The sequence below is a fragment of the Nocardia sp. NBC_01503 genome (assembly GCF_036327755.1).
Lineage (GTDB): Bacteria > Actinomycetota > Actinomycetes > Mycobacteriales > Mycobacteriaceae > Nocardia.
In genome coordinates this window covers 7,279,789-7,301,614 of record NZ_CP109596.1, presented here as the reverse complement: position 1 = coordinate 7,301,614, position 21,826 = coordinate 7,279,789, and the positions used below count along the sequence as shown (strand labels likewise).

Sequence of the window (21,826 nt, the reverse complement as noted above, 5' to 3'; positions counted from 1 at the left end):
CTCGCCGACGACGGGGCTACACAGTTGTGGAAGGCTGCTGCGCCCGAATCGTGAGCTGAGTCAGTCGGTCGAGAACGTCGGCTGCGTTGAGGCTCATTGAATGAAGCTCGTCAACGGGGATGGTGTCGATATCGCGCAGAAGCGCGAGGAACACATGCTCGGTGCCGGTCGGGAATGCGCCACCGGCGGTGGCGATCTCATCGGCCGACGCGAGCAGGCGGGCCAGATTCGGTGTGCAGGCGAAGGTGATTGGCACCTCGATTATTTCAAACCCCCTGTGGGTTTCGCCGGGGTGTCCCAGCGGGCGAATATCTGCTCGGGCGAGACCGTGATCACCGCGGCGACGGCCCGCAGTTCCTCGGGTACCTCGCTCGGTTCGAAGTGCCGAAGGCTCGGTGTGATGACCGCGTCGGTGTTCTGCCGGTCGAGGGCGACCCGCAATCGCTTCATAGGCTGATCTGTGGCTCCACCGAAAACGATGATCTTGCTCAGGTCGTAGCCGAATCGGACTGCTGTACGCCGGATTTGGTTCTCGTCCCATTGCTGCCGCGCACCGGAAACATCGCTACGCAGGTAGCCGATCGCCGAAGGCAGACGAGGCATTGTCACCAGCTCCCGGCTGGGACATGAGCGCGTTTCGCCTGGGCTGCGAGGCGTGCCTGAATCTTGCTGACAGTCAGATGATTTCGGCTGAACGACGCGCGACCCATGTGGTGGATTCCGGCCGTCGCGGCAACCGTTACCAGCGCAAACGCGGCTATAAGGACGATGATTTCCATGTCGGGTGCCTCCCGCTCCCTGGACGGTTCGTGGAGTGCACCCGACACGAAGGATGCGGAGATACGACCTGATGTCGGGTGCCCCTTCACACTCCCTCTCGGTTTGCTGCGAATGAAGTAGACGACGGTCTACGCTCGGTGAGGCTGCGGCGAAGATCGACCAAGCAATAGCCCTCCGGCGTCCAGATCGATGGCGCAGCAGTGCCCTCGACAAGCTCGGGCTTGCCGAGGCCCGTCTCATCGAGGGTGAATTCGACGAGGCCTATCGTGTCGGGGACCAGGCACTCACCGACGTCGAGAAGACCGGATCAGACCGGGTTCGGATCCAACTGCGCGAGATGTACACCAGGACCGAGAAACTCTCCAACGTGCGACCAGTGGCCGCTCTGCGCGACAGAATGCGCCCGTTGCTCGCTGGCACGGTATAGAAGTAGCCATGGCACGCATAGGCGTCACTGGGCACATGAACATCACCGACGACTCGATCCCGCTGGTCTACGCGGACATCGCCCGAATTCTCGCGGACGCAGGCGATCCGGCAGACCTCGTCGGTATCAGCTGCATCGCTCGCGGTGCCGACAGTGTCTTCGCGCAAGCCGTCCTCGACGCCGGTGGCCACCTCGAGGTTGTTCTGCCGTCACGGAACTACCGCGAGCGAAAGGTGAAACCGGACCACCTGGACGAGTTCGATGCGCTTATCGCTGAGGCGACGACCGTGCGAGTGATGGACTACGACGAGGCAGGCCGAGACGCGTACGAGGCGGCGAACGAGGCAGTGGTCGGCACCGCCGATTGCCTCATCGCAGTATGGGACAGCAAGCCCAGCGAAAAGGGCGGTACTGGAACGGTGGTCGAGCTGGCCCGAGTCAAAGGTGTTCCGGTCGAGATTGTTTGGCCGGACGGCGCTGCCCGCGGTTGATCAATATCGGTCGCTCTTTCGTCCTATCCGACTACTTCCACCTACTTGAGTCCCGAGCGGACGAAGGCGTTGACGATGTGGCGTTGCAGTGCCAGGTAGAGGAGCAGGACCGGCAGGCAGGCCAGGCCCGCGACGGCCATCATCGGGCCCCACTGTTCACCCTCGGTGCCCATGAAGCTGCGCAGGCCGAGTTGGAGGACGCCGTTGGATTTACGCAGAACCACCGCGGGCCAGAAGTATTCGTTCCATTCGTTGATGAACAGCAGGATGGCCAGGGCCGCGAGGGCGGAGCGGAGGTTGGGGACGACCACCGTCCAGAGGATGGACCAGGAGGAGCGGCCGTCGATCTTGGCGGCGGCTACGAGTTCCTTGGGGAAGGCGTTCATGTGCTGGCGCAGGAGCAGGATGCCCAGGGCTGAACACAGGGTGGGCAGGACTACGCCGATCAGGGAGTCGATCAGGCCCATGCGGGTGAGCAGGATGTAGTTGGGCAGCATGGTGACCTGGAAGGGGACCAGCCAGACGCCGACGAACGCCAGGTACAGCAGGCGCTGCAAGGGGAAGGTGTACATGGCGAAGGCGTAGGAGGCCAACAGGGCGATGAGCAGCTGGCCGACGGCCGAGAGTGTCGCCACCACAAAGGTATTGGCGATCAGCCTGGTGATGTCGACCTCGTGCGCCGCCGTGCTGAAATTCTCGAACGAGAGCGGCCAGGGCAGTGGTGATTGGGAGTTCACGTCCTGCGGGCGGCGCAGTGCGGTGGCGAAGAGCCAGTAGATGGGGAAGACGCAGACGACGGCGGTGACCGCCAGCAGCACATGGCTGCCGGCGGTCCGCAGTCGCTCGCCCGGTGATGTGTCAATCATCGTGGAAGGCAACCTTTTCCGAGATCCAGACCAGGACACCCGCCACCGCGCCGAAGCCGAGGAAGAGCAGAACGCCCGCGGCGGCGCTCAATCCGGCGTCGAAGGTGTGGAAGGCGTAATCCCACAGCAGGTAGTAGATATTGGTGGTGGCCTGCGACGGCCCGCCCTGGGTCATGGTGTCGATGAGCGGGAAAGTCAGTGTGGGACTGAGCAATACGGTGGTGAGCACCAGGAACATCAGGGTGGGGGAGAGCATCGGCAGGGTGATCCAGCGCCGGATCTGACTCGGGCTGGCGCCGTCCATCTGCGCGGCCTCGTCGTAATCGCCGCTGATACCGGCCAATCCGGCCCACACCACCAGTACGGCGAAGCCGATGAGCTGCCAGCCGGTGATGCCGAGGATCACCGCGTGCGCGGTGGCCGAGTCGTACACCCAGTTCCGATGACTGCCCAACAGCCGATCGACGAATCCGCTACCGGGATGCAGCAGCCACCGCCATACTGCCGCCGCGGCCACCGGCGCGACCAGGAAGGGTGTGAAAATCAGTGCGTGATACAGGGTTCGGGCCCGGCCGCGGACCTGCCGACTGGCCAGTGCGAGCAGCAGTGGCAGTGCGACCGTGAACGGCAGCAGGCCGACGATCATCACCCCGGTCCGGCGCAGCGACGCCCAGAACGACGGCAACTCCACCAGCCGCCGGTAATTGCCCGCCCCGACCGGCACCATGGGCGAGGTCGGGAGCAGATTCCAGGAGTAGGTGGACAATTCGAACGCCTGCACCAGCGGCCGATAGGTCCACACCACCAGTAGGAACACCGCCGGCGCCAGATACAGATAGGGCGCGGCGAAACGCAGTACGCGTCGCGACAGTACGCGGCGCGGACGCGCCGCCGGGGCCACAATGGCCGCCGGCGGCGCGTCCTGTTCGGTGACGACTACGAACACCGAATCACCCGGAGTGCGCCACGTAGGGCGCGAGCCGGTCGAGCTCCCCGGCTTCGTCGCGGTCGTAGATGACGGTGGCCGCGGCCACCTCCACCGCCGTGGCGATGACCGTCGCACCGACGACATCGATTCGGCTGTAACCGGATCCGGTGACCGCGCGCTGGCGTCCGGCCGGGGCCATGGCATCGAGGCGATAGGCCATGGCGGGCCCCACCCACACCGGAATCCCGGCCAGGGCGGCCGCGGCGGTCATATGGTTGTGCCCGCACAGGATCATGCGCACATCGGTGCCCGCCACCACGGCGGCCAACCGTTCGGCCTGCTGGAGCTTGAGCACCTCGGCCGCGGCGATGGCCGAGGGCAGCGGCGGATGGTGCAGTACCAGCACCGTGCCGCGCGGAGCCGGACGGCTCAGCTGGTCGGCCAGCCAGTCGAGCTGTTCGTCCTCGAGCTTGCCGTTGTGCAGACCGGGGGTGGTGCTGTCGAGTGCGATGATCCGCAGCCCGGACACCTCGATGGCCTGGTCGATCGGCTGCGCCGGATCCACCGTGCCCGGTTCGCGGCCGAGCAGTTCGATCGCGAACGCGGTGCGCTCGTCATGATTTCCCATGGCGTACAACACCTGTGCGCCCAGCTCCGCGGCGACCGGTTCGACGGCCGCGCGCAGCATCCGATACGCCTCGGGGGAACCGTGGTCGGCCAGATCGCCGGTGAGCAGCAGTGCTTCGATGGTCCGCCCACCGGTGCGCAGCTGATCCAGTACCCGGTTCAGGGTGGCGAAGGTGTCGACCTTGTCGAGCACCTGCTCACCGCCCGGCCGGATATGGGTGTCGGTGAGCTGGACGAGAGTGAGCCCGTTCATGAGGTCGGCAGCAGTTTGGCGCCCTGGTCACGGGCGGCGTTCAGCGTGGACTGCGGATCCTTGCCCTGGAACACGATCGACTCGACCGCGTCCATCATGCCGTCGCGAATCTGCAGATAGTTGTTGCCGGGCATGGAGACCCACGGCTCCATATTGGTCAACTGCGCCACGTTCGGAGTGAGCAGCGGATTCGCCGCGGCCCAGGCGCCGAGCATATTGGTGTTCTTCAGCATGTCCGGGCGCAGCGGCAGATAGCCGATGTTCTGCGAGATCTTCACGTAGGACTCCGCACTGGTGAGGAACTTGATCAGCTCCCAGGAGGCGCGCTGCTTGGCCGGATCGTTGGCCAGGATATGCAGTCCCGCACCGGAATTGGTGGGGACGGTGGACTTGTCGCCGAAGCGCGGCATGGTGGTGGCGCGCAGATCCCACTTGTCCTTGGCGCCGGAGACGAAGGTGCCCTGAATGGCGCTGGTCTCGAGGATCATGCCGATATCGCCGCGCGCGAACGCCTCATAGCCCTGCTTCTGGGCCAGCTTGGGCATACTGCCCGCGGTGACCAGATCCTGTGCCATCTTGGTGGCTTCCACCGCGGGGGCGTCGGCGAAGGTCAGGCTGCGCCGGTCCGGCGAGATGACCCGGCCGTCGTTGGAGCGCACCATGGCTTGGAAGCACCAGTCCTTGGCGGTCTTGGTCAGGCAGTCGATGTAGATGCCGTCCTTACCGGTCTTACCGGTGATCGCCTTGGCGGCGTCGGCGACCTGCGCCCAGGTGGCGGGCGGCTTGTTCGCATCGAGCCCGGCCTGGCCGAACAGCGAGGCGTTGTAATACAGCACGGGCGTGGAGAATACGAACGGGACGCCGTAGGTGTGCCCGTCCCAGTCGTCCAGGGTGCGGGCCTTCGGGGCGTACGGGTACTGGGCGCCGTCGAAGTTCTTCTGCACCGCGTCCTTGCCGAACAGCGAGTCCAGCGGTTTGGCCTGCAACTGGTGGATGGTGAAATCCAGGTCGCTGAAGCCCAATTGCACGACATCGGGCGGATTGCCCGCGACGATCTGGTTCTGCACGCTGGAGATGGTGTCGGTGGCCGGGTTGGGGCTGTTGCCCTGCGGCTTCTGCGCGGTGACCTTGATATTGGGGAACTTCTTGCCGAAATCGGAGATCAGGGCATTGAAGGTATCGGTCCACGCGCCGGCCAGGCCGTAGTTGTAGGACTCGAAGACGATCGAAACCTGCTGATCCGCCGTGAGTTCGGGGACCTGCGCGGTGGAGGACGTCTCGCTGGAGGTGGTACCGCCGAGCCCGCAGCTGGTGAGCGCGAGCGAGGCGGCGAACACCAAGCCCAACATGGGCAGGGTGCGTTTCACTGATCTCTCCTCATCGAAAGGTATGGCTGTAGCTCAGGCGACGGACACTGCCGCCGCATCGGGTAGGGACATCTCGATCGGCTCCGGTTCCTGCCACCGCAGTCGGAGTCCGGAGTCTTTGTCGAACAGGTGGATATCGCCGGGTGCGGCGCGCAGTCCCACCGCATCGCCCGCGCGCACCCCGGCGGGGCGGACGGCGCGCACGCACAGTTCGACCGCACCGGCGGTGATGTGCACGAGCTCCTCGCTGCCGAGGTTCTCCACCATGGTCACCGTGCCGCGCGCGGCGGTCGCCGAATCGTCGAGGTACAGACGTTCGGGGCGGACTCCGGCGATGACATCGGTGGGCTCGAAATCCTCGCCGGGGGACAGGTCCAGGGCCGCGTCGATGCCCTCGGTACGCACCCGCAGCGTGTCACCGTCCCGAATAACCTGTGCCGGAAAGAGATTCATCGGCGGCGCGCCCAGGAATCCGGCCACGAAGGTGGTGCGCGGCCGGTCGTACAGCTCCTCGGGGGTGCCGACCTGTTCGACCCGCCCGCTATTGAGCAGGGCGATACGGGTGGCCATGGTCATGGCCTCGACCTGATCGTGGGTGACGTACAGGAAGGTCGCGCCCAGGCGGCGGTGCAGTGCGATCAGCTCGGCCCGGGTGGCGCTGCGCAGTTTGGCGTCCAGATTGGAGAGCGGCTCGTCCATCAGGAATGCCCCGGGATCACGAACCATGGCGCGCGCCAGGGCAACTCGCTGCCGCTGACCACCCGAGAGCGCGGCGGGCCTGCGCTCGAGCAGTTCGGAGAGCTCCAGCGTCGCGGCCACCTCCGAGACCCGCTGCGCGATGGCCGCGCGCGGACGGCGGCGAGCGCGCAGCGGGAAGCCGATATTCTTGGCCACCGTCAGATGCGGGTACAGCGCATAGCTCTGGAATACCATCGCCAGATCTCGGCGCTGCGGCGCCTCGGTGGTGATGTCGTTGCCGTCCAACAGGATTCGCCCCGACGTCGGCTCCTCCAACCCGGCGATCATGCGCAGTAGCGTGGACTTGCCGCAGCCGCTGGGTCCGAGCAGGACCAGGAATTCACCGTCGGCGATGTCGAGGCTCACCTCGCGCACCGCATAGTCGGCGCCGAATTGTTTCGACACCGTGTCGATCTGCAGCCGTGCCACGTCTCTCCTTAGACCGGCTGAGCGCCGGTCGTGATCCATGCCGCCACACCGGCCGCGATGGCGGGGGCGTCCTTGACCCACATGAAGTGGTCGCGATGGGCGATCTCCGACTTCTCGTCGATATGCCACTGGGTCACCCGGGCCGCGGGCATGCGCGAAACCAGGAAGTCCACATTGGATTTCGGGCCGAGCACATCCTCGGACAGCGAAATGGCCAGCACCGGCAGGGGCATCGCGGCCAGCAGGCTGTTGTACTTGCGGGCGGTCCCGCGCGGACGGTAGTAGCTGGTGAGCGAGTGGATCGACCAGTCGATCATCACGCCGCCGGGCATGGGCGCGGGAATCAGCACACCGCCGGGCCAGAAGCCCTTGATGCGGGAGGTCAATCCGATCCACTGGATCTGGCTCAGCGCCTCGAACCAGCGGCGCGGGCCGAAGGCGTACCAGAACACCGTGCCGGTGCCGATGACGGTGACGCTCGCGACCTTGCCGGGTTCGGCGGCGGCGAACAGCAGAGCCAGCTGACCGCCGAGGCTGTGGCCGAACAGGTGCACGGGGGCGTCCGGAAAGCGCTGTTCGACCGCGGTGAGAATGGCGGGCAGATCGGTTTCGATCATTTCGCGGTAGCCGAAGTCCTTGTGCTCACCCAGGGCCGGGCGGGCTTCGCCGTGCGCCCGCAGATCGGTGGTGACCACCGAAAGTCCCTGGGCATTCAGGGCTTTGGCGAGTGCGTAGTAGTTCTTGGCCTTCATAGCCATGGCGGTCAGGATGAGAACGACCGGGGCGTCGGCCCGCTCGGCGGGCAACCAGCGTACGGTGAAGGTGACGCCGTCGGCCGTCTGCACCTGTGTGCCGTCGAGAGTGCTGAATTCCGAACGGGATTCGGGGGTCGCGGTGGTCACGCCTGCTCCGTTCCGGCGATGGTCACATCGCAGACGTAGTCGAAGGTGAACTTGGCGACCTGCACCTCGTTGTCGTCCAGCAGCACCGCCTTACCGGACAATTCGAAGCGGGCGGAGGTGGTCGCGGCCAGGATCTCCGCCAGCTCGCGCAGGTCGACGGTGGCGATGGCGCGGATACGGCCCTGTGCCGGTTTGCGATACGAGGCCGAGCCGCCGCGCAGCACCAGGCGCTCGATGGTGTACAGCCGCTCGGCGGCGGCGCCGACGAAGGCCGCCGCGCCCGCGATATCGGCCGCGGTGAACAGTGCCCCGGCGTGCACGGTGCCCATGTGATTGCGGACGGTGTCGTCCGCCGGAATCTCCACCACCGAGCGGTCCGGGCTGATCTCGGTGATCAGGGTGCCGACGTGGCGGCCGAACGGCACCATCTCCTGCGACACCGCGCGCAGGTATTCGTAATCGATTGCGGTGTAGTCGAGTTCGGGGTACGCGGCGGCGAATCCGGCGAGTGTTCTCGTGGTCATCGTTATGTCCTTCGATGGTCTGGAGTGCTTCAGCGCGGTCCGCGCAGGACGCGCCGGGCGATGGACCAGCGCAGTACCTCGGACGGACCCTCGTAGATGCGGAATGCCCTGGCCTCCACCAGGAATCGGGCCACCAGGTGGTCCTCGCACACGCCCAGGCCGCCGTGCAGCTGCACCGCGCGGTCCAATACCCGCCAGACCGCCTCGGAGACGAAGGTCTTCGCGATGGAGGTCTCGTGCCGGGCATTGGCGGAGGTGGGGCCCTGTAGGTCGATGGTCTCGGCGACCGCGCGGATCAGGCTGCGGGCGGCGGCGATATCGATCTCGTTATCGGCGATCAGGCCCTGTGCCAGACCGTGTTCGGCGATGGGGACGCCGAAGGAGGAGCGGTGCGTGATGTGGTCGATGGTGAGCTGTTGTGCGCGCACCGCCAGGCCCAGCCAGTTCATGCAGAAGGTGAGCCGGGACGGGGCCAGCCGCACCTGGGCCAGCTCCAGGCCGCGGCCCACCTGGCCGAGGACGGCCGAATCGGGGACCTCGCAGTCGACGAAGTCGACCTCGCAATGTCCGCCGGGGGCGCTGGTGTGATCCAGGGTCGGCATGCGCCGGCCCACGCGCAGCCCGGGATTGTCCTGATCGACCAGGAACATGGTGGGGCCGTCGGTGGTCATGGCGACGCAGATGACGAAGGCCGCGCCGTTCGCGCCGGTGGTGAAGTGCTTGGCGCCGTTGATGATCCAGCCGGTATCGGTCTCCTGCGCGGTGGTCTGCAACATGCGCGGGTCCGCGCCCGCACCCGGGGCCGGTTCGGTCAGCGCGATGGCCGAGCGCACCTCACCCGAGGCCAGCGGGGCCAGATAGCGCTCCTGCTGTTCGCTATCGGCCACATGCGCCAGTAGATGGATATTGCCGTCGTCGGGGGCCCAGGCGTTCACCGCCAGCGGGCCCAGCAGGCTCGCCCCGGCCGCCTCCAAAACCCTTGCCTGACCTCGGGTGTCGAGGCCCAGGCCGCCGTAGCGCGGATCCGAGAGCGGTCCGAAGACGCCCGCGGCCTTGGCCTTCTTCTGCAGGTCCAGTCGCAGTGCGTCATCGGTGACGCGACCGTCGACCACCACCTCCCGTTCGACCGGTATGACGTGATCTACAACGAACTGTCTGGTCTGCTCGACCAGCTCCGCCACAGCGCTCATGCGGCCAGTCTCACGCCGCCGCAGCGTGTGATGGTCGGACGATAGTCAATGCCGATCGGGCGAATCGACTCCCGCTACCGGCGCGCGATCAACGGTGTCCTTCGACCAGGGTGGGTCCCGACGCTGATTCCACCGAGGGGATGCGATGACCGACCTGATGGTCCGGGTGACCGATCGACGCAGCGAGGCCGAGGGAGTCTTCTCCCTCGGTGTGGCCGCAGTCGGCGGCGGACCGCTGCCGCACTGGACGCCGGGCGCTCACATAGACGTGAGCGTCGGCACCGCCGGTGTGCGGCAGTACTCGCTCTGCGGCGATCCCGCCGACGAGCGGCGCTGGCGCATCGCCATCCTGCACGAACCCGCCGGGCGCGGCGGATCGGACCACCTGTATCGCACCGCCCGGCCCGGGGCGGCGCTGCGGGTGTCGCTGCCACGCAACAACTTCGAACTGGTGCCCAGCGACGCGTACCTGTTCGTGGCGGGCGGGATCGGTATCACTCCGATCCTGCCCATGCTGGCCGCGGCGCATCGGGCCGGCGCGGAGTGGACCCTGTACTACGGGGCACGCAGCCGGGCGCATCTGGCCTTCACCGGCGAGCTGTCCTGGTACCGCCAGGTGCGGATGGTGCCGCAGGACGAATTCGGCCTGCTGCCACTGCCCGCCATCCTGAGCGACTGCGGCAGCGCGCGGGTGTACTGCTGCGGACCCGCGCCACTGCTCGACGCCATCGAAACCGAGGGCGCGCGACAGGGACTCGAGGTGCACACCGAACGCTTCGTGGCCCGGCAGGTCGATACCGACGCCGACCGCGAGTTCGAGGTCCGGCTCGCGAGTTCCGGTCGCACCCTGCGGGTTCCGGCCGATCGGCCGCTGGTCGATGTGCTCGAGGGTGCGGGTGTCCCGATGGTCACCTCGTGTCGGGAGGGCACCTGCGGCAGCTGTGAGACCACGGTGCTGGCCGGGGAGGTCGAGCATCGGGACTCCGTGCTCACCGCGCAGGAGCGAGCCGAGGGCAAGACCATGATGCCGTGCGTCTCGCGAGCCCGCTCGGAGCTGCTGGTGCTGGACCTGTGAGCGCGAAAGCGACTGTGCCCGAGGGAATCACGCGCGACACACGTGCACGTACCACAACGTGCCGATTCCCGATCCGGGGAATGATCAGAGAGAAGAAGCAATAGGATGAGGAAGACTGCTGCGGCGTCCGCGCTGCTCGCCGCCGCGCTGGCCATCACCGCCGGAGCCACCGGTTCGGCTCAGGCGGAGACCACCGATGTCGTGAACTACACGGCCACCAACACCGAGAAGGCGATGACCATTCGCACCGACGCCGGTTCGCTGGCCGTCGAGGATGGCGTCTTCAAGATCAAGGCCGCCGATGGCACCGTGCTCGGCGGCACCGAATTGTCCTTCCGGGTGGACGATTTCGTCTTCCCGATCGCGACCCAGATCAGCGATCACACCGCCACCCTGACCCCGCAGCTGGATCTCGAGCACGCCGTTTACAAGCCGGTCGCGCTGCCGTTCGAGAACCAGGCGCCCTGGAAGACCGATTACGAACGCGAGCAGGCGGCTTGGAGCCGCATGACCTCCACCATCTCCCTGGGCGCCAGCATCGGCACCCTGGTCGGTGGTATCGGCGGCGCGGCTGTCGGCTGTCTGTTGGGCGGCGCCTCCGGCGCGGTCCTGTCCGGCGCCTTGAGTGCGATGTTCGGCGCGCTGCCCGGCGCCATCGTCGGCTGCATCGCCGGTATGGGCGCCATCGGCTTCCTCGGCACCGTGGCAGGCCAGATCCTGGTCACCGCACCCGTAGCGGTTCTCGCTGCGGCACAGTACTTCACCACCATCAACCAGCCCTCTCGGGCTGTCAAGTAGGTGTGAAGACCCGGCGAATTCGCCGGGGGGACACGGCCCCGCTCGGCTCCTCATCCGAGCGGGGCTTTTCGCGTGCCGAAGGTGACGTTGGTCAACCGAGCCGGGTCCGCAGGACTCTGCCGGGGGACGGTGCGACGGCGCAGCCTTGCATCATGCCAGCGATGATCGCCATGCGAGACCTGACCAAGTTCTACGGTCATGCGCCCGCACTGCTCGATGTCAGTCTCGAGGTGCCGCCCGGGGTGATCTTCGGATACCTGGGACCGAACGGCGCGGGCAAGACCACGACCGTCCGGATGCTGGTCGGCCTGATGCGCCCGACCCGTGGTTCGGTCACCGTCGCGGGCAAGGACGTGGTCCGTGAGCGCTCGGCGGCGCAACGGCATATCGGTTATCTCCCGGGGCAATTCGTCGCCTATCCGGATTTGACGGCCGAACGCTATCTGAACTACCTGGCCGGGTTGCGCGGTGGCGTGGACCCCGCGGTGCTGGCTCGGCTGGTCGAACGTCTGGATCTGGATATCTCGGCGCGGATCGGCGCGATGTCACACGGCAACCGGCAGAAGGTCGGCCTGGTGCAGGCGTTCATGCACGAACCGGACCTGCTCGTGCTCGATGAGCCGACCCAGGGGCTGGATCCGCTGGTGCAGCGCGAATTCCTGACCATGCTGCGCGAAGCGCGCACCGCCGGCCGCACGGTGCTGCTGTCCTCGCATGTCCTGTCCGAGGTGCAGGCGGTGGCCGATACGGTCGCGATCCTGCGGCACGGACGGTTGGTGGAGGTGCGGTCGGTGGCCGAGTTGACCGCGCGATCGTTGCGGCGGCTCGATCTCACCTTCGCCGCGACGATCCCGGATCCGGCGCTGCTGCGGGCGGTCGGCGGTGTGCGGTCGGTTCGCGGTGACGGTCACGTGATCCATGTCGAGGTCGACGGTTCCACCGACGACCTGCTGAAATTCGTCGCGCCCTATGGGGTTCGCGACATCGTCAGTCATGAACCCGACCTCGAGGACGTATTCCTCACCTACTACGGACAGGACCACTGATGTTCGGCACGGTGTACCGCAAGTGCCTGCGCGATCAACGCCGCGGGCTGATCGGCTGGAGCATCGGCATCGTCATGCTGGTACTGCTGGAATCGGCGCTGTGGCCGTCGATGTCGCGGATCTCCGGCCTGCAGCAACTGCTCGACAGCTATCCCGAGGCGCTGCGCAAACTCTTCGCCATCGACGAGTTCTCCACCGGCACAGGCTTTCTCAATACCGAGCTGTACAGCATGATGCTACCCCTGCTGTTCCTGGTCTTCGCGATATCGCGCGGGGCGCGCGCGGTCGCCGGTGAGGAGGAGAGCGGTACCCTCGAGGTACTGCTGATGACCCGGGTGACCCCGATACGGCTGTTGCTGGCCCAGGGCGCGGTGCTGCTCACCGGTCTGACCCTGCTCGGCACCGTGCTCTTCGCCGCGGTGGTCGGCTGCTCGGCGCTATTCGCCATGCACGTGGGCATCGCCGCCGCCGCGACCGGCTCGGTGGCGATGATCGCGCTGGCCGCACCCTTCGGCGGACTGGCCTTGGCCGTCGGTGCCGCCACGGGCCGCCGCCTGATCGCCCTCACCGCCGCGAGTGTCGGCGCGGTCGCCTCCTATGTACTGTTCGCGGCCTCGAAAATGGTTGACGCAGTGCGCCCCTGGGGACCGTGGTCGCCCTTCCAACAGGCGCTGGGCACCGGCCCGATGGGCGCGGGGCTGCACTCGGGATATCTCTGGCTCGCAGTCGCGGCGGTCATCTTCCTCGCGGCGGCCCTGCCGGTGTTCGATCGCCGCGATATCCGTGGGGTGTAACCCGGGGACCGCGTTCATTCGAGGGGTGACAATGGGTACCGAGTGTCGTATTCGGGAGGCGGCTGTGCGGTGGTATGACGCGTATTTACGGCGGTTGTATCGGGGCGGGCGGCCGAATTGGTGGGCGCGCGTGCAGAATCGGGCGTCGGCGAAGGTGTTCGCGGCGGGTGCGGTGCCGCGCCGGGCGGCGGCGCTGGGGGTGCGAGGCCGCCGCAGTGGGCAGGTGATCTGGTTTCCGGTGGCGCTGACCGAGGTCGGCGGTGAGCGGTACATCGTGTCGATGCTGGGCCGCGACGTCAACTGGGTGCGCAACCTTGCCGCGGCGAAGGGACGCGCGACGCTGCGGCACGGGCGGCAGGAGAATGTGCGACTGGTCGAGGTCGATCCCGCCGTGCGCGGCCCGATTCTGCGGGAATTCCTGCGCGGCGCGCCCGGTGCTCGCGCCCACGTGCCGATCCGGCTCGACGCCCCCGCCGCGGAATACCAGCGCGTCGCCGTCGATTACCCGACCTTCCGGATCGATCGGATCGACCCGGAAGGCTCGCCGACCGGCCTATAGGGTCGAGCCGCGCCACGCCAGGTACAACTCGTTCGTGCCGGTGGTTGGGCGGAACGCGGATAGAGCTGGGGCGCAGGCGGTTTCGAAGGCGGCGGGGGAGGTGGGTGGTTGCCAGGTGGTGTCGCCGTCGAAGGCGGAGTACCAGATTTCCGTGCCGCTGGCCGATTTCCAGGCCAGGTGCAGGCGGCCGTCGTGATCGGCCAGCGCGGGGGCGAGGCCGGTGAAGGCGTTGGGTGGGTTGGCGCGGGAGGTCCAGGAGACGGCGTTGGCCGAGCTCCACAGGCGGATCAGCTTATCGTCGTCGAGGGGGACCTTGGCGCCGCGGTGGGCGAGGTAGAGGGTGTCGCGCAGGACCGCGACCGCGGGGCTGGCGTGCGATCCCATACCGGGCAGACTCATCGGCGCGCTCCAACCGGTCTGGCCGCGGGCCGCCAGGTAGAGATTCTGATCGGAGGTGAGCAGATGTTCACCGCCACGCCAAATGGCATGCAGCGCACCGCGGAACGCGACCAGGCGCGGGGAGCGGGAGGTCTCCGCGCCGGCCAGCAGCTGCTGATCCTCCCATTTGCGGCCGTCGGTCGAGGTGGACCAGTAGATGTTCTGGTCGTGCCCGGCACCCTTCCATGCCAGATACAGCGTGTCGTTCAGCGCGCACAGGGCCGGCTGTTCGGAGGTGCCGACATAGGGCAGGTTCCACACCGGTGCCCAGGTGTGGCCGTCGGAGGTGCTGGAGAACCAGATGCTGTTCGTATCGTCCTGCGCGCGCCAGGCCATGAGGAGTTCGTGCTGGAAGTCGGCGAGCGCCGGAGCCTCGGGGGAGGTGGCGCCCGGAACCGGGACCTGTTCGGCCCAGGCGCCACCCTGAGCCGCGCTGGAGGTCCAGAGCCTGGTATCGGCGTTATGTCGTACGAATGAAGGTGTCACGGCGCTCACTGCGGCTTTCTGCCCGGAAGCGGGAATTGCGGAGACCGGCGACAACACTGTGCGCCTCGATTCGTACAGTGTAGTTCTCCGGATCGAAGAGCAATCGAAATCGCTTCGGGCAAAACATAATTCGCGCTTGGGCAACCTCCCGGTCGGTTTCCTGGCTACGTCGATCGAATCGGTGTCCGAAGCCGGACGGGAAGCTCGAGCAGACCGCGAATCAGGGTGCTGGACTGCCATTCGACAGTGGCAGCCGGGGACAGGCACAGCTCCGGAAAGCGTTGCAGCAGTGCGGCAAACGCGATCTGGGCTTCGAGCCGGGCCAGGGGCGCGCCGAGGCAGAAGTGGATGCCGTGACCGAAGGCCAGGTGCGGAGCGGGGGCGCGAGTGGGGTCCAGCGATGCGGGATCGGGGTAGCGGGCCGGATCGTGATTGGCGGCGGCCACTGCGATGTAGACGAGTTCACCGGCGGGGATCTCGGTGTCCGCCACCGTGATCGGCTCGGCGGTGTAGCGGACGGTGGAGAGATTGACGGGGCCGTCGTAGCGCAGGAACTCCTCCACCGCGTCCGCGATGGCGGTGGGATCGGTGCGCAGTGCGGACAGGCGGTCCGGATTGCGCAGCAGGGCGAGGGTGCCGTTGGCGATGAGGTTGACGGTGGTTTCGTAACCCGCCACCAACAGCAGGAACGACATGGCCACCAATTCGGCTTCGGTGAGGGCATCGCCGTCCCGGCCCGCAACGATCAGCCCGGAGAGCAGATCATCCCGCGGTGCGGCCTGTTTGGTACGCACCAGGCGGGTGAGGTAGCCGGCCATGGCCAGCGACGCGCGGGTGCGTTCGGCTTCGAGCCCCACCACTCCGACCAGGTCACGCGTCCACTGCTGGAATTCGTCGCGCTCGGCGAGCGGTACGCCCAGCAGCTCGCAGATGACCGTAATCGGCAGCGGCACAGCGAATTCGCGGAGCAGATCCACCTCGTCACGGCCGTCGACGGCGTCCAGTAGGCCGCTGGTGATCTCCTCGATACGCGGGCGCAGTCCGGCGACCCGCTGGGCGGTGAACGCCTTGCCGACCAGCTTGCGCAGCCGGGTGTGGTCGGGCGGGTCGATATTGAGCATATGTGTGACCAGTGCCAACTGCCGCGGATCCGTTGGGGGAGTGGATCGTTTGACGCTCACGAGCGCATCGATATGCGCGATGTCCTTGCGCAGGCGCGGATCCGCCAGTGCCGCACGGCCTTCGGCGTAGCCGAGGATGATCCAGCGAATCACCCCGTCGGGGAAGCGAACCCGCCGCACGGTGCCATGCTCGCGCCAGCGTCGATAGTGTGCGTGCGGATCGGCGAAGAACTCCGCGCCGATGGTCTCGATCCGGTCCGTCGTTTCGGAATCCACCATGGCGCGACGCTATCGATTCCGAGGCCGTGTGGCAGCCCGGCGCACCGCTCTCGATCAGCCGATCGGATATTGAAATGGAATACCGCGCGGAGAGCGGGAATTCACCGCCGACTGCTCGAATGAGGAGCATCGTTCGGCAGGGAGGAAGAATTCATGACCACCATCGATAACCATGTGCAGGACAAGTCCGCCAAGCGCGTCGGCGAACTCACCGAGGTATTCCAGCGTGGACTCGATGAGAATCTCGGCGTCGGCGCCTCGCTCGGTATTCGCCTGGAGAGCGCGGGCGAGGGCTTCACCCGCTATTACCTGGACCCGAACGCGGCCACCATCAATGCCATGTTCACCGTGCACGGCGGTGTTATCGCCACCCTCATGGATACCGCCATGGGCAGCGCCGTCTTCACCAAACTCGGTGACGGCGTGGCGTATACGACGCTCGAGCTCAAGGTGAATTTCATTCGTTCGGTGACTCTGGACGGCTCCCGCCTCACCTGCGAGGCCACCGCGGTGCATGTGGGCCGCCGCACCGCCACCGCGGAGGGCCGGATCACCGATGCCGCGGGCAAACTGATCGCGCACGGCTCCACCACCATTCTGGTGCTGGGCGGCGATCGGTAGTCCGCACGCCGGAAAGGGCCCCGCCACCGAGGAATTCGGTAGCGGGGCCCTTTCCGTATGCTCAGGTCAGGCTGCGGCACTGGGCGATGAAATCGGCCAGCTCATCCACCCGATCGGTGCGCGCGTCCACCGCGCGATCGATCACCTTGATCAAATGATCGTAGGCGGCGGTGTGGTCGTAATCGGCCACATCCGCGATGCGCAACGCCCACCGCCAGTACCCGCGCAGCGTATCCGCCAGCGGCATACGGAATCCCGCGATCACCTCGCGAATGGGCTCCACCGCCGCATCGCCCTGCGCTCGCAGATACCGGCTCACCACATCGGCCATGAAGCTGAAATGCCGTGCCTCATCGCGGGACAATCGGGTGAGCACCGCCCCGAGCACCGGATCGTCCACCACATCGCGCAGCTGGTGGTAGTACATCTGCGTCGCCTTCTCCTGCACCAGCGCGTAGGCGAAGAACTGCACCGGATGGGTGTAGGTCAGCTCGAAAGGCTTGCGCCCCTCCACCGCCAGCTCATCGCGCAGCACATCGCGATCGCTCATCCCGGAGGCTTCCTGATAGCGGGTGAGCGCCCGGGAGTGCGTGTCCTCTTCCAGTGCCCAGCGCACGGTGAAGTGGTAGAGCTCGCGGTTGTGCGTGAAGGTGGGCAGGTCCACGCTGTCGTCCACCGGGAAGCTGCGCTGGTACACATCGAAATACCCGGGCAGGTGATCCTCGATGTAGGTCACGAACTGCACCGCCGAGCGCTGCCCCTCGGACAGGCGCCCGGCATCGGCGGCGCTCCAGTCGAACGCGGTCTCCACATCCCAGGAGCGGGCGGCGGGCGAGGCCGCCAGGAAGCCGTCCACGGCGCAGACCAGCTCCGGGATGGGCAGCAGTGCGGATTCGAAGGTCGTCATCGCTACCGGGCCTTGCGGCAGGTGAGCGCGTAATGCTTTGTGGTGTAACCCCATCCGGCATTGGCGACCTCCAGATAGTGCCGCAGTTCGGCGGCCAATCCGGGCTGATGCGCGTCGATCCGCTCTGCGGCGGCGTCGACATTGCCGATCCAGTCCTCGATGGTGCGCCGGTACTGATCGGTGAGATCGTCCACGGCGATGATCGAGAACCCGGCGTCCTCGGCGGCGGTGAGAAGATCCGACAGCGGCCGCAGATCGCCCCAGCCGAAGATATTCGAGCGCACGAACTCGGTACCGGCTCGCTCATCGAAAGCCTTGTGCGCGGCGGCATTACGGAAGCAGCTCTCCGAGACGTAGAGCGTGCCGTTGCGGCGCAGCACCGCGCGCGCCCGCCGGAACACCTCGTCCAGATCCGGCATATGCACGATGGAGCCGAGCATGGTGACCGCGTCCATACTGCCCGCGGCCAAGTCCATCTCCTCGAAATGGCCCACCTGGGTCCGCACCAGGCCCGCCACGCCGCGCACCGCGGCCTGTTCGGCGATGTACTCGTGCTGGCGCGGCGCCGGGCTCACCCCGAGGGTGTGGCAGCCGTACTCCTGCGCCATGAACAGGATGAGCGAACCCCAGCCGCAGCCGATGTCGAGCAGCCGCTCACCACCGCTCAGGCCGAGTCGCCGGGCCACGAACCGCAGTTTGTTGCGTTGCGCCGATTCCAAAGTGTCACTGTCGGATTCGTACAGTCCGGAGCTGTACTTGCGCAGCGGGTCCAGGAACTGGCCGAAGATATCGGGGTCCAGATCGTAATGCTGATTGGTGTCGGCGGTGACCGCCGCGCCATCGCCCGACATCAGGCGGCCTCGCGCAGCATCTTGTCCACCACACCGGCCACCTCGGCGAGGGTGGAGGTGCCGAAGACATCCTGGTCCTCGAGCTCGATATCGTAGCGGCGCTCGATACGGGCGATCATGCGCAGCACGCGCACCGAATCCACCCCCGCCATACCGCGCAGATCGGCGTCGGGCAGCAGGACGGATTCGGGCAGACCGGTCTCGGCGACGGCGATCTCGGTGACGGTACGCAGAATCTCAGTGGTGGACATGGCGAACTCCATTCGGGGGCAGGGCGTCAGCGGTGCTGAGGGCGTGGGAGAGCAGTGCGACCTCGTCGTCGCCGAGGGAGAGCTGGTGACGTGCGTCGGCCAGCGTGAACGGTTGATAGGTCGCGGTCGAGGAGGCACAGACCGCGCCATCGGCATCGATGATGTCCGCGGCCGCGCGGATGGGCTCCTCGCCGCCGTCGCCGGTGAGCGTTGCCACACAGCGGTATTCGCGGTCGATGAGCAGCGGGGTCAGGAATCGGGTGCGCTGGGAGACGGTGAAGGCGGGTACCTGCCGGGCCAGCACGATGAGATTGCCCATCACCTCATCGCAGATGACGCCGGTCAGGCCCCCGTGCACCACGCCCGGATAGGACTCGAAGGAGCGATCGAGGCGGAACCGGGCCTGCAGGCCGTCCTCGTGCGGTGTGAAGCTCAGCCGCAATCCGGACTCGTTGTGCGGGGAGCAGCCGAAGCAGTGGTAGTCCGGTATCACCGACCACGGCACCGCGACGACCGGTGGATCCGGCTGCCGCGCAGTGTGTTCCACCATCATGCGATCGCGTCGGCCAGTGCGCGCCGCACCTTGGCATTGCTGGACAGGTCGAGCCCGGTCAGGGCGGCGAAGGTGCGGCGCACCTTGTCGTGCAGCACATCGAGCTCACCCTCGGCGGCGACCTGCTCCAGGAACAGATCGAAGCCGGTGTCGATGGTCTCGTGATCGCCCAGTTCGGCGATCCCGGCCTTGAAGGTGCTCACCGGATGCTTGATCTTGGCCTCGGAGCTGTACACGTACAGCGTCTCCAGGACCGACGGCAACTCCTCGGGCCGCCGCTTCAGGCGCTCGGTGGCGTAGTGGATGAACTCGCGCGCGTGGCCGGCCTCATCGCGACTCGCGTTGAGCAGCAACGCCTTCAGCGCCGGCTCCTGCACCCAGGCCGAGACCGCGCGGTAGATGTGATTCACCGTGAGCTCGGAGATGATATTGGTGGCCAGCGTCGCCGACGGCGTACTGCCCGGCGCGTACGGCTCGCGCATGGCGTCCACCGCCCGGTCCTGCACATCCTCGCCGATGGCGCGCAGCCAGGTGCGAAACGCGTAGTGGTGCTGCACTTCCTGATAGCCCCACACCACCGCGAAGGTGGAGAAGTCGTAATCGTCCACGAATTCGGCGAGGAATCCGTGCACGGCGGCGATCACATTGGATTCGCCCATGGCCGAGCTCTTGGCCAGGGTGATGTACTCCGGCCGCACCAGATCGCGGTCGATCGCGTCGAAGTCGAGGTCGCTCAGTTTCCAGTGCAGGCGTTCGTAGTGGCGGAAGACGTCATAGCTGTGCACGCGGGACTCCGTTCGAAGGGGATGAATGCCGTTGACTTCACTGCCGCTGGGCGATGAGATCGCGGGCGGCGAGCCGCTGGAGCTTGCCGCTGGAGGTGCGGGGGATGCTGCGCGGTGCGACGAGATGGACCTCGACGGCGGCCAGGCCGAGCTCGGCGGCCACCTGCTTGCGGATGGTCTCGGCGAGGGCGGCGGCATCGTCACCGGTCAACTCGGTCTCGGCGATGAGGGCTATGACATCGGCGCCCTCGGGATCGACGGCCGCGGTGCAGCGGCGCTTGTAGATGCCCTCGACGCCGGTGACCGCCGCCTCCACATCCTGGGCGTAGTGGTTGACCCCGCGCACGGTGATCATGTCCTTACAGCGGCCGGTGACGAAAAGCTCACCGCCACGCAGATATCCGAGGTCGCCGGTGCGCAGCCAGCCGTCGATGAACCGATCCGCGACCGCGGCGGGATCGACCGCCAGATAGCCGTCGGTGACCGATGCGCCCTGAATCAGGATCTCGCCGACCCGCCCGTCCGGCAGCGGGGCGACGGTCTCCGGATCGACGATCCGGATCCGGAGCCCCCGGACCGCTCCGCCCACCCCCGCGATGGCGCGCGCACCGGGTTCGTCGGCGGAAACCGGCTGTGCGAGAAAGTCGTCCGCCAGCCCGCCGCGATCGACCCATTCGAAGATCGGGGCGCGGCCCAGCGGTGGGAAGGCCACGGCGAGGGTGGCCTCGGCCATGCCGTACACCCCGAACATGGTGCTCGGCGCGAAACCCGCCGGGACGAAGCGCTCAGTGAACGCGGACACCACCGCGTGCGAAATCGGTTCCGCCCCATTGAAAGCGATGCGCCAGCGGCTCAGGTCGTACTCCGCGACCTTTTCCGGCGGGATCGCCGCCAGCAGCGCCTCATAGCCGAAGTTCGGCATGGCGGTGATGGTGGTGCCGCTGGCGGCGAACTCGCGCAGCCAGCGCGCCGGATCCTTGACGAACGCCAGCGGTGACCACACATGCGCCGGAATACCGCGCAGAATGGCCGAGAGCGTGCCGAACAAGCCCATATCGTGGAACAGTGGCAGCCAGAAGCCACCTTGATCGTCGAGGTCCAGGGCGATGCCCTCGCGAATCGCCGCGAGTCCGCTCAGCACCTGGCGGTGGGTCAGGCGTACGCCCTTGGGGGTGGCGGTGCTGCCGGAGGTGAACTGCACCACGGCCAGATCATCCGGTCCGGGAGCGGCATGGTCCGGGAGCGGGCCGTCGGCGGACGGGCCGGAAAGCGTCGCGGTATCCACGAATTCGACATCCACGCCGTCCAGCAGCGGCACCAGCTCGGCGAAGGCGGGTGAGACCAGCACCGTGCGCATACCGGCGGCCGCGGTGATGGCGGCGAGCTGCTGCGGATATCCCGCGGCCCGGCGAATCCCGGCGGGCAGCGGCAGCGGTGTCGCCGCCGCGCCGGCCGCGGTGATGGCGAAGAAGCTCACGATGAACTCGGGGGCATTGGGGCACAGGATGCCGACCGGTTCCCCGCGCCGCACGCCCCGCGCCAGCAGCGCCGCCGCCGCGCTCTCGGCGGCGCGGTGCAGTTCGGCGTACTCGATATTCTCCGCCGTCGACCAGAAAGTCGCCGATACCCGCGGATGTGCGGCGGCAATGTCGGCGAGTCCGGTGGGCAGGGTGCCGAACGAATCCGAGGAATTCATGACCGTCACGACAACAGCGAATTGTGTCCGAGCGCTGAACGGAT

At 67.0% G+C, this 21,826-nt stretch carries 25 protein-coding genes; 7 read left to right on the top strand and 18 right to left on the bottom strand.

The window, feature by feature from the left end; genetic code table 11:
* Positions 1–16: 16 nt before the first annotated feature.
* Both OHB26_RS33520 and OHB26_RS33515 read right to left on the bottom strand, forming a co-directional pair.
* Positions 17–256, bottom strand: coding sequence for a hypothetical protein (locus OHB26_RS33520; RefSeq protein WP_330181258.1), 240 nt, complete (start codon positions 254–256; stop codon positions 17–19).
* A 5-nt stretch (positions 257–261) separates the two neighbouring features.
* A complete protein-coding gene (locus OHB26_RS33515) occupies positions 262–603 on the bottom strand; it encodes a hypothetical protein (protein ID WP_330181257.1) in 342 nt (113 codons plus the stop codon).
* Positions 604–1,242: 639 nt separating this feature from the next.
* On the opposite strand from OHB26_RS33515, the gene OHB26_RS33510 reads away from it, so the two are divergent.
* On the top strand, positions 1,243–1,698 hold the full coding sequence (locus OHB26_RS33510; protein WP_330181256.1) for a hypothetical protein: 456 nt from the start codon (positions 1,243–1,245) through the stop codon (positions 1,696–1,698).
* Positions 1,699–1,739: 41 nt separating this feature from the next.
* Here OHB26_RS33510 and OHB26_RS33505 read toward each other — a convergent pair whose 3' ends face one another.
* Genes OHB26_RS33505 through OHB26_RS33470 form a run of 8 tightly spaced genes read right to left on the bottom strand, consistent with a single transcriptional unit; the run spans position 1,740 to position 9,522 of the window.
* Positions 1,740–2,564, bottom strand: coding sequence for a carbohydrate ABC transporter permease (locus tag OHB26_RS33505; protein ID WP_330181255.1), 825 nt, complete (start codon positions 2,562–2,564; stop codon positions 1,740–1,742).
* Positions 2,557–3,510: a carbohydrate ABC transporter permease gene (locus OHB26_RS33500; protein ID WP_330181254.1), complete on the bottom strand. Its 954-nt coding sequence runs from the start codon at positions 3,508–3,510 to the stop codon at positions 2,557–2,559. The genes OHB26_RS33505 and OHB26_RS33500 overlap by 8 nt, the downstream gene beginning before the upstream one ends.
* Before the next feature lie 4 nt (positions 3,511–3,514).
* Complete coding sequence (locus OHB26_RS33495) at positions 3,515–4,372, bottom strand: metallophosphoesterase (RefSeq protein WP_330181253.1); 858 nt, start codon at positions 4,370–4,372, stop codon at positions 3,515–3,517.
* Positions 4,369–5,739: an ABC transporter substrate-binding protein gene (locus tag OHB26_RS33490; RefSeq protein ID WP_330181252.1), complete on the bottom strand. Its 1,371-nt coding sequence runs from the start codon at positions 5,737–5,739 to the stop codon at positions 4,369–4,371. Before OHB26_RS33490 ends, OHB26_RS33495 begins: the two co-directional genes overlap by 4 nt.
* A gap of 33 nt (positions 5,740–5,772) precedes the next feature.
* Entirely contained in the window at positions 5,773–6,906 is a 1,134-nt protein-coding gene (locus OHB26_RS33485; protein WP_330181251.1) for an ABC transporter ATP-binding protein, read from the bottom strand.
* 8 nt (positions 6,907–6,914) lie between these two features.
* Positions 6,915–7,808, bottom strand: coding sequence for an alpha/beta hydrolase family protein (locus tag OHB26_RS33480; RefSeq protein ID WP_330181250.1), 894 nt, complete (start codon positions 7,806–7,808; stop codon positions 6,915–6,917).
* Positions 7,805–8,332, bottom strand: coding sequence for a YiiD C-terminal domain-containing protein (locus OHB26_RS33475; RefSeq protein WP_330181249.1), 528 nt, complete (start codon positions 8,330–8,332; stop codon positions 7,805–7,807). Before OHB26_RS33475 ends, OHB26_RS33480 begins: the two co-directional genes overlap by 4 nt.
* A gap of 29 nt (positions 8,333–8,361) precedes the next feature.
* The gene (locus tag OHB26_RS33470) at positions 8,362–9,522 is read right to left on the bottom strand and encodes an acyl-CoA dehydrogenase family protein (protein ID WP_330181248.1); all 1,161 of its coding nucleotides are present in this window, start codon (positions 9,520–9,522) and stop codon (positions 8,362–8,364) included.
* Positions 9,523–9,667: 145 nt separating this feature from the next.
* Here OHB26_RS33470 and OHB26_RS33465 point away from each other — a divergent pair, with 145 nt between their 5' ends.
* The 5 genes from OHB26_RS33465 (at position 9,668) to OHB26_RS33445 (ending at position 13,794) form a co-directional block, all read left to right on the top strand.
* Positions 9,668–10,597, top strand: a complete 930-nt coding sequence (locus OHB26_RS33465; protein ID WP_330181247.1) for a PDR/VanB family oxidoreductase — start codon at positions 9,668–9,670, stop codon at positions 10,595–10,597.
* 105 nt (positions 10,598–10,702) lie between these two features.
* Positions 10,703–11,395, top strand: coding sequence for a hypothetical protein (locus OHB26_RS33460; RefSeq protein ID WP_330181246.1), 693 nt, complete (start codon positions 10,703–10,705; stop codon positions 11,393–11,395).
* 152 nt (positions 11,396–11,547) lie between these two features.
* Positions 11,548–12,441, top strand: a complete 894-nt coding sequence (locus OHB26_RS33455) for an ABC transporter ATP-binding protein (RefSeq protein WP_330181245.1) — start codon at positions 11,548–11,550, stop codon at positions 12,439–12,441.
* Complete coding sequence (locus tag OHB26_RS33450) at positions 12,441–13,235, top strand: ABC transporter permease subunit (RefSeq protein WP_330181244.1); 795 nt, start codon at positions 12,441–12,443, stop codon at positions 13,233–13,235. The genes OHB26_RS33455 and OHB26_RS33450 overlap by 1 nt, the downstream gene beginning before the upstream one ends.
* Positions 13,236–13,365: 130 nt before the next feature.
* Positions 13,366–13,794: a nitroreductase family deazaflavin-dependent oxidoreductase gene (locus tag OHB26_RS33445; RefSeq protein ID WP_330181243.1), complete on the top strand. Its 429-nt coding sequence runs from the start codon at positions 13,366–13,368 to the stop codon at positions 13,792–13,794.
* Here the strand turns inward: OHB26_RS33445 and OHB26_RS33440 are convergent.
* Together OHB26_RS33440 and OHB26_RS33435 are read right to left on the bottom strand one after the other, a co-directional pair.
* Positions 13,789–14,718 (bottom strand): hypothetical protein, encoded by a 930-nt coding sequence (locus OHB26_RS33440; RefSeq protein ID WP_330181242.1) that lies wholly within the window; start codon positions 14,716–14,718, stop codon positions 13,789–13,791. The genes OHB26_RS33445 and OHB26_RS33440 overlap by 6 nt on opposite strands.
* Before the next feature lie 164 nt (positions 14,719–14,882).
* Positions 14,883–16,118, bottom strand: a complete 1,236-nt coding sequence (locus OHB26_RS33435) for a cytochrome P450 family protein (protein WP_330181241.1) — start codon at positions 16,116–16,118, stop codon at positions 14,883–14,885.
* Between the two features lie 153 nt (positions 16,119–16,271).
* Here OHB26_RS33435 and OHB26_RS33430 point away from each other — a divergent pair, with 153 nt between their 5' ends.
* A complete protein-coding gene (locus tag OHB26_RS33430; RefSeq protein WP_330181240.1) occupies positions 16,272–16,739 on the top strand; it encodes a PaaI family thioesterase in 468 nt (155 codons plus the stop codon).
* A 61-nt stretch (positions 16,740–16,800) separates the two neighbouring features.
* Here the strand turns inward: OHB26_RS33430 and OHB26_RS33425 are convergent, their stop codons facing one another.
* From OHB26_RS33425 to OHB26_RS33400, 6 genes are read right to left on the bottom strand one after another with little or no spacing between them, the layout of a single operon-like run.
* Entirely contained in the window at positions 16,801–17,646 is an 846-nt protein-coding gene (locus OHB26_RS33425) for an acyl-ACP desaturase (RefSeq protein ID WP_330181239.1), read from the bottom strand.
* Between the two features lie 2 nt (positions 17,647–17,648).
* Positions 17,649–18,497: an SAM-dependent methyltransferase gene (locus tag OHB26_RS33420; RefSeq protein WP_330181238.1), complete on the bottom strand. Its 849-nt coding sequence runs from the start codon at positions 18,495–18,497 to the stop codon at positions 17,649–17,651.
* On the bottom strand, positions 18,497–18,748 hold the full coding sequence (locus OHB26_RS33415) for an acyl carrier protein (RefSeq protein WP_330181237.1): 252 nt from the start codon (positions 18,746–18,748) through the stop codon (positions 18,497–18,499). The genes OHB26_RS33420 and OHB26_RS33415 overlap by 1 nt, the downstream gene beginning before the upstream one ends.
* A complete protein-coding gene (locus OHB26_RS33410; protein ID WP_330181236.1) occupies positions 18,735–19,301 on the bottom strand; it encodes a PaaI family thioesterase in 567 nt (188 codons plus the stop codon). The genes OHB26_RS33415 and OHB26_RS33410 overlap by 14 nt, the downstream gene beginning before the upstream one ends.
* The gene (locus OHB26_RS33405; RefSeq protein WP_330181235.1) at positions 19,298–20,086 is read right to left on the bottom strand and encodes a ferritin-like domain-containing protein; all 789 of its coding nucleotides are present in this window, start codon (positions 20,084–20,086) and stop codon (positions 19,298–19,300) included. Before OHB26_RS33405 ends, OHB26_RS33410 begins: the two co-directional genes overlap by 4 nt.
* Positions 20,087–20,123: 37 nt before the next feature.
* Complete coding sequence (locus tag OHB26_RS33400; protein WP_330185860.1) at positions 20,124–21,782, bottom strand: AMP-binding protein; 1,659 nt, start codon at positions 21,780–21,782, stop codon at positions 20,124–20,126.
* Positions 21,783–21,826 lie beyond the last annotated feature (44 nt).

Bases quoted from the DNA above. Each gene is read 5' to 3' on its own strand.
- OHB26_RS33400 (WP_330185860.1), bottom strand. From the start codon at position 21,782: ATGAATTCCTCGGATTCGTTCGGCACCCTGCCCACCGGACTCGCCGAC.
- OHB26_RS33510 (WP_330181256.1), top strand. From the start codon at position 1,243: ATGAACATCACCGACGACTCGATCCCGCTGGTCTACGCGGACATCGCC.
- OHB26_RS33430 (WP_330181240.1), top strand. From the start codon at position 16,272: ATGACCACCATCGATAACCATGTGCAGGACAAGTCCGCCAAGCGCGTC.
- OHB26_RS33475 (WP_330181249.1), bottom strand. From the start codon at position 8,332: ATGACCACGAGAACACTCGCCGGATTCGCCGCCGCGTACCCCGAACTC.
- OHB26_RS33470 (WP_330181248.1), bottom strand. From the start codon at position 9,522: ATGAGCGCTGTGGCGGAGCTGGTCGAGCAGACCAGACAGTTCGTTGTA.
- OHB26_RS33410 (WP_330181236.1), bottom strand. From the start codon at position 19,301: ATGATGGTGGAACACACTGCGCGGCAGCCGGATCCACCGGTCGTCGCG.
- OHB26_RS33495 (WP_330181253.1), bottom strand. From the start codon at position 4,372: ATGAACGGGCTCACTCTCGTCCAGCTCACCGACACCCATATCCGGCCG.
- OHB26_RS33450 (WP_330181244.1), top strand. From the start codon at position 12,441: ATGTTCGGCACGGTGTACCGCAAGTGCCTGCGCGATCAACGCCGCGGG.
- OHB26_RS33460 (WP_330181246.1), top strand. From the start codon at position 10,703: ATGAGGAAGACTGCTGCGGCGTCCGCGCTGCTCGCCGCCGCGCTGGCC.
- OHB26_RS33425 (WP_330181239.1), bottom strand. From the start codon at position 17,646: ATGACGACCTTCGAATCCGCACTGCTGCCCATCCCGGAGCTGGTCTGC.
- OHB26_RS33505 (WP_330181255.1), bottom strand. From the start codon at position 2,564: ATGATTGACACATCACCGGGCGAGCGACTGCGGACCGCCGGCAGCCAT.
- OHB26_RS33435 (WP_330181241.1), bottom strand. From the start codon at position 16,118: ATGGTGGATTCCGAAACGACGGACCGGATCGAGACCATCGGCGCGGAG.
- OHB26_RS33465 (WP_330181247.1), top strand. From the start codon at position 9,668: ATGACCGACCTGATGGTCCGGGTGACCGATCGACGCAGCGAGGCCGAG.
- OHB26_RS33455 (WP_330181245.1), top strand. From the start codon at position 11,548: ATGCCAGCGATGATCGCCATGCGAGACCTGACCAAGTTCTACGGTCAT.
- OHB26_RS33415 (WP_330181237.1), bottom strand. From the start codon at position 18,748: ATGTCCACCACTGAGATTCTGCGTACCGTCACCGAGATCGCCGTCGCC.
- OHB26_RS33420 (WP_330181238.1), bottom strand. From the start codon at position 18,497: ATGTCGGGCGATGGCGCGGCGGTCACCGCCGACACCAATCAGCATTAC.
- OHB26_RS33515 (WP_330181257.1), bottom strand. From the start codon at position 603: ATGCCTCGTCTGCCTTCGGCGATCGGCTACCTGCGTAGCGATGTTTCC.